The following is a 9,282-nucleotide window of genomic DNA, read 5'->3' on the forward strand; positions in this document are numbered from 1 at the left end:
TCCTAAATGTGATTTCTTGCAAAGAACATTGTTCATGCCTTTTCTTTGGTGGTTGTGTATAGGAAAGATGGTGTATAAAAAAGTGACAAGGAAGAAGATAATTGCCATAAGAATATAGGTCTTAAGAACAGGAGGTAACGATGATGACTCCAAAAGCATCTTATCTTGAACATGCGGCAGTGACCGTGGCAGATATCGAATGGAGTCTGAATTTTTTTCAGACGGTACTGGGCATGACGGAGACACGGCGTAAGGAAAAGGATGGCGTTTTACAGCAGGTATGGCTGAAAGGCGGCCTGCAGCTGGTGGCTGCTCCGGAAGATCCAGCAGCAGGACGGGGGCACCACTTAGGCATTGTGGTGCAGGATTTCAAGGCGGCTTTGCAGGAAATGCTGACCTATGAAGGTGTACGTCCCTTGGAAGGGAAGCCGGAAAAATGGGTGAAGCTTCCCGATGGCCTGGTGTTGGAACTGTTTCAGGAAAAGCCGGGAGCCATTGAGAAAGTGTTGGATATCGAAGTGAAATAATGGGCGCAAAAAGAGCCATCCATAAGCCAGCTGATTAATCGGTGCTTATGGATGTCTTTCGGGCTGTGGAAGAAGATGAAGATTTATTTCATTTTCAAGAGAATCATAATCCGGCCTGTCCGATAGGGCGGATTATCCATGGAGTGTTAGGTGACAGGCTCGAAGAAGTCAGACAACACATGCTGGCTGACTTCAAGAAGGTTACCCTTGCCGATTTATTGGAATCTATCGCGATGAAGGAAGCAGGACAGGGGCAAGGGAAATGATTATAACTGAAACCTTATAGCATAAGTTGACCAGTCAAATTTAGTCATTTTAAAATTAGAATGAATTTTGCTTTGTGGGAGGTATCTGAAACGGTTGATGACCTGGGGAGGCTTGTATAATGCGAGATATTCGCATGCAAGAGATTTGTCGTCAAGCGTTTTATCTTGTATTTAGGGGGAACTTTTCATATTTTTAGGAGCGTCGGCAAATTTACGCCGGACGAAGTCGATAAGACAGCGTTCGTCCGCGTAGATTTGCCGGCCTTTTTTGGTGACGATAAAACCTTTTTGGGCAAGTCCTTCTATGGGAATGGCAATAAGATCGCTATCCGGCAAAATGCCATTGCCGGTCAGAATCGACAGGGCGATGCCTTGCTGGACGATATTCCAGACGCTCGAAAGGTTGGGGGAATAATGGAGAATCTGTGGCTGGAGCTTTTGCCGGTCAAATTCAGCCAGTACACGTTTGGTTAGGATAAATCTACGACTGAGCAGAACCAGGGGATATGCTGCTGCTTCGGTCAAGGTGATGCTTGGTTTATTGGCCAGCGGATGTTTGCGTGGGACACAGAGGCAGATGGGCCAGGACGATAATTTGCGCAGGGTGAGATTGGGCCGTCCTTCGGCATCGTGGACAAAGGCCAGGTCGACTTCTTCCCGCTCTACCATATCCAGCGCGGCGCCGCCGGCTGGCTCTGTGATTTCCAGCTGGATTTCCGGGTGCTGCTGGAAAAATTCGCCCAAAAGCAGCGGCAGGATAATGGTGGCAATCTGCGAAGGTACGGCCAGCTGCAGGCGGTTATGGCGTTTGGCAATCTCTTTGACACTGGCTTCAAAGCGTTTGAACTGCTTCAGCATCTTTTCCACTTCCTGAAACAAAGCCTGCCCGTCAGCGGTGAGCTGGATATTGCGCCCTACATGGCGGAACAGGTTCAGGCCGGTTTCCGCTTCGAGATTTTTCATAGACTGGCTCAGCGTGGATTGGGACATATGCAGATAGGCGGCCGCTTTGGTAACATTTTCCTGACGGCAAACCTCGGCGAAGTATTGCATTTGCTGGATATTCATGGCAGCACCTCCTTTGACTAGCTTCATCATAACGAAATCAATCGGTTTTTTCAATAGATAAATCGATTATAAGTGTTTTTTATTTGGGGCTGAATACGCTATGATGAAGACAGAAAAGGTCAATGTGAAGCGGGAGGTAATGATGATGGAAAAGGCAATGAAAATCTGGGCCGAAAAAATGATGGCAAGAACGCATAAGGCAGTGAAAATTTATCAGCTGGAATCGCAAAAAAAGCAGGACATGACTCCGGCGCAGTGGAATATGCTCTATGGGAAATACCTGCTAGATATGGACGAAGTGATTTGACGGAAGGAGAACTTTATGGAAAAGAAAGCGATTCTGCTGGACGAAAAGGACAATGTGGCCACCTGCACCAGCGAAGCACAGCCGGAGGACATGGTTATCTGTCATGGCGGCGGCAGGGCCAAGGTTAGGGCTGTCGAACTGATTCCCATTTGGCACAAGATTGCCTTGAAGCCGATTGCCAAGGGCGAGATGGTCTATAAGTATGGGGAAATCATCGGGGAAACTTTGCGGGATATCCCGCAGGGCGGCTGGGTATCGCATGAGAATATCCGCAGCATTCCCCGGGATTATGCCAGTGAGTATGTAATGGGCAAGGAGGGTAAATGATATGGAATTTTACGGTTACAGACGCAAAGAAGGCCGTCCCGGCATCCGCAATCATATTCTGATCCTGCCCACTTGTGCCTGCAGCAGTGAGTCCTGCCGGATTGTGGCGAGCCAGGTGCGGGGCGCTGTGAATATTGTCTTTAACACCGGCTGCAGTGATGTGGCGGCTAATACGGCAATGAGCCAGAAGGTGCTCACGGGTTTTGCCCTGAATCCCAACGTCTACGGCGTGGTCATCATCGGCCTGGGCTGTGAAACCGTACCCCATGCCCAGTTGCGGGAAAAGATACAGGCAAAGTGTTCCAAGCCGGTAGTTTCCTTTGGCATACAAGAAGAAGGCGGCACATTGAAGACCATTGAAAAAGCTGTGCGGGCTGCACGGGAAATGGCGGCTGAAGCCGGACTTCAGCAAAAAGAAAAATTCCCCATCAGCGAGCTGCTGTTGGGGATAGAATGTGGCGGCAGCGATGCTACTTCCGGCATTGCCTCCAATCCTGCGGTGGGCAATCTTAGTGACAGGCTCGTGGATTTGGGCGCATCTGCCATGATGAGCGAGTCCATTGAGTGGATAGGCGGCGAACATGTGCTGGCCCGCCGGGGGGCCACGCCGGAAATCCATGACCAGATCATCCGGGTGTGCGAGGACTATGAAAAACATTTACTCGCCGCAGGGCAGGATTGCCGGGCGGGCCAGCCGACACCGGGCAACAAAGCGGGCGGTTTGTCCACGATTGACGAAAAGAGCCTTGGCTGCATCCGCAAAGGCGGCACCCGTCCCATCGTGGAGGTGCTGGAACAGGCGCAGCCGCCCACGAAGCGCGGGGCTATCGTCATGGATACGGCAGGATACGATATTTCTTCCGTAACATCCATGGCGGCCGCCGGCTGTCAGGTCATCATCTTTACCACGGGCAGGGGAACGCCTACGGGCAATGCCATTGTGCCAGTGCTCAAAGTGACTGCCAATGAGCATACTTATAGTTGGATGGAAGATAATATGGACGTGGATCTATCGGGCATTATCCGTGGTGAGCAGACCATTGAGGAAAGCGGCGGAATGCTGTTGGAAAAGCTCCATGAGATAGCAAACGGCAAACTCACCAAAGCGGAAGCCTATGGCTTTTCGGATATTGCGGTTGACCATGTGTGCAGATTTGTGTAATTGGCGCTTGTCGTTTTTTATGCGTGTAAACGCCGCCGGGCACGCAGTATAGGGGAGAGTCCGCCTGCCATAAGTGCAGTACGGCCTTTTAAGGGACTGTTGCATGAGTGAGAAATTACTTATGCACAGCCCCTTTTGCTTTTATGTCAAACTTTACCGGAAAACTTCAATTGTTGACGCAGGGGGTGTAAAGGTGTAAAATCCTTATTTAAATATCAGGTTTGCTATTGGGCATAGCTTGCGGATGATGGGAGGGCTTAGAATGAGCAGGATAGTGGTTTTGGTGGGCAGCAACCGAAAGTATTGGCTGCAACAGTTGTTTCCAAAGAGAGGGAAATCCCTGCTTCCAGCAGGACGACATGCAACAGGCCTTTTAGCTGGGAAAGACCATATCGTAGCATGCGAGGGGAGAGAAGCGACGTGAGGATCTATAAGGAGCCCGATAAAAAGAAACACATCGATTTGTTGTTGCTGGCGGATGAACAGGAGAGCATGATCGCGAAGTATTTGGCTGAGGGCACGATGTATGTGCTGGAAGACAATGGCGTAAAGGCTGAATGCGTAGTCATGGATGCGGGAAACCGCGTGCTGGAAGTGAAGAATATCGCAGTGTCACCAGAGGCGCAGGGGAAGGGCTATGGGAAAAAACTCATCGAATTCCTGGCGGATCGTTATGCAGCGGATTTTGATGAGCTGCAGGCCGGTACAGGGGACAGTCCGCTTACCATCCCCTTTTATGAGCACTGTGGCTTTGTCCGCTATGGCGTGCGAAAGGATTTTTTCCTGGATAATTATGACCATGCCATCTTGGAAGGGGGAAGACAGCTGGTGGATATGATTGTATTGCGCAGGAAGATCTGATGTACGAGCGGGAAACAGTACCGCTGCTTGCTGCCAGCGCAGGCTGGTCTTAGCAAAGCCGTGGACAGAGGATGGTCAAAGGGAGTATAATATACGCATTATGCGCTGGCGGTCCGTTGGCAGGACATGACATGGCAAGCATCAGCAGCGGGAAGATTTCACGCTGCTGATTTTATGAAGACGGATCATAGATCTGGCGGAAAAGATAGAGGCAATATGGTAGTGGACAGGGAAACGAGAGGGAACAATGCGTGCATCAGCTGAACAGATAGAGATAATAAAAGCATCCCAAGAGCTGCGGCTTGGGCAGGTCATGAAGATCGACGCTTGTGCGGGCTCGGGCAAGACCACCACGCTGCTGGCTGTGACCAATGCGAATCCGCAGAAGCGGTTCCTGTATCTGGCCTTCAATCGCAGCATCGCCGATAAGGCCAATCAGGTATTTCCGGCCAACACCAGGGCGATGACCATGCATAGCATGGCATACAGGCATTTCTTTTCTAGCGGGTCGCGGCCAGTCCTATCGGCTATCAAGATCGATATGCTTCATGACTGTTTCCCCTCCAAGGCGAATCATGAGCTTTTCCTGATGCTCGGCAGATATAGGGATTTCCTTATATCCGCTGAGCATGATTTTCCTAGCAGCGAGGTAAAGAAGATCTTTGAGCTGGTGGCGGAGGGAAGACTGCCTATGCCGCATGACCATTACCTGAAGCTCTTCCAGATGCTGTCACCGGAGGAACAAGGTCTGGGCAGGCGGTATGACTGCATCCTGGTGGATGAGAGCCAGGACTGCAATCCCGTGACGCTGAGTATCATCAACCGGGCTGCCTGCAGCCGGATCTTTGTCGGCGATTCGCATCAGTCGATCTATGGATTCCGCGGAGCTATCAATGCGTTGGCACGGCAGAAGGCTGATGTAACGCTCCAGCTGACCAATTCATTCCGTGCCCGCCAGCCGATCCTGGACAAGGCCAATCTCTACATGAAGGTGTTCATGGATATGCTCTATGATGGGCAGGTTCCATACTACCCCATGCATTCCATGATCAACGAGGCGAAGCTGAAGAATAAGCAGACAGCCTGCATTACCCGGACAAATTCGGCGCTGGTGGATCTGATTGACGAGTATCGGGAAAAGCCGGAGCGTGTTTATCTGGTCAAGAAGCCTGAGGATGTATTCAAGACAGCCATTGCGGTCAAGGAATTCCTCTTTGACCGGCGCCATGACTTCGTGGGGGAATTCAAGTTCCTGAACCGGCTGCACAGCAAGGAAGAATTGAAGGAGTATGCTGAGAGCACCGCGGATGTGGAGATACTGTCAGCGATGAAGATTGCGGAGAATTACGAGGATGATCTGTATGAACTGCAGGATGTTGCCCGCCGCATGAACAGGCCGGAGGCGCCGCTGGTGCTGACCAATGCGCATACCAGCAAAGGCTTGGAATGGCATACTGTAAGATTGATGGATGATTTCCCGAATTTGGGGTTCCGCTATATGAGCTGCCGGTTCAATGCGGCAAGGTTCAAGGCAGGGATGAGCCCCTTGGAGCAGCAGGATGAGCGGTTCAAGGATTTCATCCAGGAACTGAATCTTTATTATGTGGCGGTTACCAGAGCCCAGATCAAGCTGGTGGATATGACGGAGAATGCTGCGTATCAGAGCCGGGAGGCAATCCTCAAACATCTGGAGGAATGTGAGGCTGCGGTCAGGAAGGCGAAGGACAGACGCAAGCTCCAGAAGGGAATCGAGCAGGAACGGGATTGGGGGGCACAAAATGCCCGCAAGCACCACAAGACCTCGCAGCTTAGGATGTGGGAGACGGAGCGGGAGACAATCCTGGCGCGCATGCGGAAAAACATCAAGGACTGTGCGGTGTCGGCTAACGATTTCAAGGAATTCAAGAACCTTCTCGCCCTCGGCGGCATACTGCTCCAGAAGAGGAAAAACGGCTGGGCCTATGTGGATTTCTATGGCAGAGGGATAACGGATGCAAGACTAGGCAAAGAGTTCACCAAGGAGCATATCATGAAATTGCTGGACAGCTGATTTCATGATATGCCGATGACATTTGGGGAGCTGCCACTGCTGCGCCTGATGATGCGCCAGAAAATTTTCTGGAAGAAGCAGGAAAAAGTCACATTGATGTCATAAAGACATAGTAAGATATAGCCAACGAAAAAAGGAAAAGAGGGGTCTTCAGGCGCGGATTCCGCCGTATAGCCTGCGCATCATGACGGCGGAGGGATCCTCGCTCATGGACAGCTTTAACCGGATGGCCTGTGAGCTCTGCAGCCTGGATGAAATGCGCAAGGATTTTATCGGCAACGTTTTCCATGAGTTCAAGACACCTTTGTCCTCGATCGTAGGCTTTTTTGGCAGGGGACCATCGAATGTCATAGTGAGGCGGGACAGGGGACAGAAATGCTCGTTACCCTGCCCCGCAGGATTTACTGATTCGATGCTGTCGAAAAAAAAATAAAAGGAATTTTCTAAAAAGTCATATTAAAGTCACAATCATGTGATAAGATAAACTTGATTCGTGAGTGCAAAAGCATTGTTTCATGATTTGGACAAGGAGGGACTTTGTAAAATGGCAATGGTAAAAGATTATTTGAGCAACAAATTCAAACATGGTATTGAGGCTGGCGTCTTGTAATATGGTGTGGCGCAGGAAACCACTTCGCCGGATGTGGCAGAGGTCTTGGCTACTTCCAAGTACGACTGGCTCTTTGTCGACGGTGAGCATGGTCCCCATACCGTGCAGACCATACTGGTCATTGCCGCACCATTGCGGCTTACGATATGGAAGCGGTTGTGCGCATTCCCGAAGCCGGCACGGGTATCATCAAGCAGCTTTTGGACAGCGGCATCCAGAACATCATCATTCCGAAGGTGGAAAGCGGCGAGGAAACGGAATCCATCATGTATTGGGCTTCCTATGCGCCGCGGGGTAATCGCGGCTTCGGTGCCACTGCAGTCCGGGCTGGCCTTCGGCGCCGATACGGCCTTCTTGGCTGCCGCCGCCGATAATACCTTGGAAACTTTCACCAAGGATATCAAACGCTGATTATTGGTTGCGATTTTGCATTCAAAACGGAAGGAAGTGCCAAACATGGAAATCAAAGCGGTTAAACTCTATGAGAAGGGCTTCATGACCCAGCCCTTTGCAATGGGCGGCGAGGATGGCGTGGATAAATTCGATGCCAGAGTGCGGTATCGGTCCACCCTGCAGAATTTCCTCATCGATACGGGCAGCGAGGTAATCTTAGTGGACACGGGGATGCCCCTTGAGGCACCGGATATGGTGGTGGACGAAAAGACTCAGATTTATCTGGGCAGCCGCATCAAGGATTATGTCTCGGCCTTGAAAGAGCTTGGCTATCAGCCGGAACAAGTGACAAAAATCCTCGTCACCCACAAGCATGCCGATCATACCGGGGAACTGCGGAGCTTCCCTCAGGCCAAAATCTACATGTCGCCGGAAGAAAAGGAAACTACGGAATACAAGGGGGATAACGTGATCGGCGTGGCCTATAAGGACGGCCCTTACCACAATTTCCCTGCCTCGGAGAAGATCGCCGAGGGAGTCTATCTGCTCCCGGCCAAAGGCCACACCACAGGCAATAGCATCATCATCGCCGAAGCGGATGGTCTCTTCTACATGATGCATGGCGATGTGACCTACACCGATGAAGCTCTCTATGAGAACAAGCTCTCCGTGGTCTTTGAAGATCAAGCTGCCGCCAGAGACACTTTGGATAAGGTGCGGAAGTTCATCCGCAACAACCCCACGGTCTATTGCTCCACGCATACGCCTCTGGGCTATGAGAATCTGGAGAGCAAGAAGGTGGTGGATCTGGACAATCCGCCTCAGACCATTCCGCCAGGAGAAATCGCCGTGAAGGAGGCCACGGGCAAATATATCTGCTCCATCTGCGGGCAGGTCTACGATCCGGCCGTTGGCGATCCGGAACACGGCATCCCCGCAGGGACGGCCTTTGAGGATCTGCCTGCGGACTGGAAGTGTCCGCGCTGCAAGCAGAGCAAGGAGAAATTCAATAAAGCGTGATATGGGCGAAGATGTAGTAAGGCAGTTTCGGATATTGTCTTGAAAGGGGATAGAAAAATGAGCGGGAATCCCATGTTCAACATTTCTTACGGGCTCTATGTGTTGACGGCTAACAACGGACAGAAGGACAACGGGTGCATCATCAACACGGTGACGCAGGTTACCTCAGAACCCAATCAGATAACCCTGGCGGTAAACAAGGGGAATCATACCCATGATATGATCATGGATACGAAGGATTTTACGGTGTCTGTGGTGAGCGAAGCCGCGGACTTTGAGCTGTTCAAGCATTTTGGTTTCTGCTCGGGCCGCGAAATGGATAAGTTCAAGGACTTCACGGCCGTCGAGCGCACGGCAAACGGTACCTTGGCCGTGACAAAAGGCACCAACGCCTATATCTCTGGGCGGGTTACACAGGCTTGGGATGTGGGAAGCCATACCATATTCTTGGCGGATGTGGTAGACAGCAAGATACTATCTGCTGTGAAATCTGCTACCTATGGCTATTATCAGGAACAGATCAAGCCGCGTCCCCAGGCCACTGCCAAAGGGAAGACCATATGGCGCTGTACAGTATGCGGCTATGAATACGAGGGTGAGGAACTGCCCGAAGGTTATATCTGCCCCCTCTGCAAACACGGTGCGGCGGATTTTGAGAAAGTGACTGGCTGAAAGGCAGAATACCAAAAAG

Annotated in this window: 11 protein-coding genes; 10 read left to right on the forward strand and 1 reads right to left on the reverse strand. The window is 51.1% G+C overall.

Features of this window, described 5'->3' with window-relative positions; translation table 11 throughout:
• Positions 1–140: 140 nt before the first annotated feature.
• Both FZ041_RS07290 and FZ041_RS07295 read left to right on the forward strand, forming a co-directional pair.
• Positions 141–527, forward strand: coding sequence for a VOC family protein (locus FZ041_RS07290; protein ID WP_255449291.1), 387 nt, complete (start codon positions 141–143; stop codon positions 525–527).
• A gap of 47 nt (positions 528–574) precedes the next feature.
• On the forward strand, positions 575–793 hold the full coding sequence (locus tag FZ041_RS07295) for an Rrf2 family transcriptional regulator (protein ID WP_255449293.1): 219 nt from the start codon (positions 575–577) through the stop codon (positions 791–793).
• 171 nt (positions 794–964) lie between these two features.
• On the opposite strand, the gene FZ041_RS07300 is transcribed toward FZ041_RS07295, so the two are convergent.
• Entirely contained in the window at positions 965–1,861 is an 897-nt protein-coding gene (locus FZ041_RS07300) for a LysR family transcriptional regulator (RefSeq protein WP_149189101.1), read from the reverse strand.
• Between the two features lie 100 nt (positions 1,862–1,961).
• Here FZ041_RS07300 and FZ041_RS07305 point away from each other — a divergent pair, with 100 nt between their 5' ends.
• The 8 genes from FZ041_RS07305 to FZ041_RS07345 all read left to right on the forward strand — a co-directional run bounded on the left by FZ041_RS07305 (position 1,962) and on the right by FZ041_RS07345 (position 9,263).
• Positions 1,962–2,168, forward strand: a complete 207-nt coding sequence (locus tag FZ041_RS07305; RefSeq protein WP_075428233.1) for a hypothetical protein — start codon at positions 1,962–1,964, stop codon at positions 2,166–2,168.
• A 15-nt stretch (positions 2,169–2,183) separates the two neighbouring features.
• Complete coding sequence (locus FZ041_RS07310) at positions 2,184–2,495, forward strand: UxaA family hydrolase (RefSeq protein ID WP_149189102.1); 312 nt, start codon at positions 2,184–2,186, stop codon at positions 2,493–2,495.
• Position 2,496: 1 nt separating this feature from the next.
• A complete protein-coding gene (locus tag FZ041_RS07315; RefSeq protein WP_149189103.1) occupies positions 2,497–3,657 on the forward strand; it encodes a UxaA family hydrolase in 1,161 nt (386 codons plus the stop codon).
• A 420-nt stretch (positions 3,658–4,077) separates the two neighbouring features.
• Positions 4,078–4,518, forward strand: a complete 441-nt coding sequence (locus FZ041_RS07325; RefSeq protein ID WP_218150095.1) for a GNAT family N-acetyltransferase — start codon at positions 4,078–4,080, stop codon at positions 4,516–4,518.
• A 247-nt stretch (positions 4,519–4,765) separates the two neighbouring features.
• Positions 4,766–6,568, forward strand: a complete 1,803-nt coding sequence (locus FZ041_RS07330; protein WP_149189104.1) for a UvrD-helicase domain-containing protein — start codon at positions 4,766–4,768, stop codon at positions 6,566–6,568.
• Positions 6,569–7,309: 741 nt separating this feature from the next.
• Complete coding sequence (locus tag FZ041_RS14560; RefSeq protein WP_255449294.1) at positions 7,310–7,552, forward strand: aldolase/citrate lyase family protein; 243 nt, start codon at positions 7,310–7,312, stop codon at positions 7,550–7,552.
• 82 nt (positions 7,553–7,634) lie between these two features.
• On the forward strand, positions 7,635–8,591 hold the full coding sequence (locus FZ041_RS07340) for a rubredoxin (RefSeq protein WP_149189105.1): 957 nt from the start codon (positions 7,635–7,637) through the stop codon (positions 8,589–8,591).
• A 57-nt stretch (positions 8,592–8,648) separates the two neighbouring features.
• Positions 8,649–9,263 carry a flavin reductase gene (locus FZ041_RS07345; RefSeq protein ID WP_149189106.1) on the forward strand — a complete coding sequence of 205 codons (615 nt, stop codon included), beginning with the start codon at positions 8,649–8,651 and terminating at the stop codon, positions 9,261–9,263.
• The last annotated feature ends 19 nt before the right edge of the window (positions 9,264–9,282 follow it).

Source organism: Pseudoselenomonas caprae, from assembly GCF_008271345.1.
GTDB classification, from domain to species: Bacteria; Bacillota; Negativicutes; order Selenomonadales; family Selenomonadaceae; genus Selenomonas_A; species Selenomonas_A caprae.

Excerpts from the sequence above, each read along its gene's own strand:
- FZ041_RS07345 (WP_149189106.1), top strand. The coding sequence starts at position 8,649 with ATGAGCGGGAATCCCATGTTCAACATTTCTTACGGGCTCTATGTGTTG.
- FZ041_RS07315 (WP_149189103.1), top strand. The coding sequence starts at position 2,497 with ATGGAATTTTACGGTTACAGACGCAAAGAAGGCCGTCCCGGCATCCGC.
- FZ041_RS07295 (WP_255449293.1), top strand. The coding sequence starts at position 575 with ATGGATGTCTTTCGGGCTGTGGAAGAAGATGAAGATTTATTTCATTTT.
- FZ041_RS07330 (WP_149189104.1), top strand. The coding sequence starts at position 4,766 with ATGCGTGCATCAGCTGAACAGATAGAGATAATAAAAGCATCCCAAGAG.
- FZ041_RS07310 (WP_149189102.1), top strand. The coding sequence starts at position 2,184 with ATGGAAAAGAAAGCGATTCTGCTGGACGAAAAGGACAATGTGGCCACC.
- FZ041_RS07300 (WP_149189101.1), bottom strand. The coding sequence starts at position 1,861 with ATGAATATCCAGCAAATGCAATACTTCGCCGAGGTTTGCCGTCAGGAA.
- FZ041_RS07340 (WP_149189105.1), top strand. The coding sequence starts at position 7,635 with ATGGAAATCAAAGCGGTTAAACTCTATGAGAAGGGCTTCATGACCCAG.
- FZ041_RS07305 (WP_075428233.1), top strand. The coding sequence starts at position 1,962 with ATGATGAAGACAGAAAAGGTCAATGTGAAGCGGGAGGTAATGATGATG.
- FZ041_RS07290 (WP_255449291.1), top strand. The coding sequence starts at position 141 with ATGATGACTCCAAAAGCATCTTATCTTGAACATGCGGCAGTGACCGTG.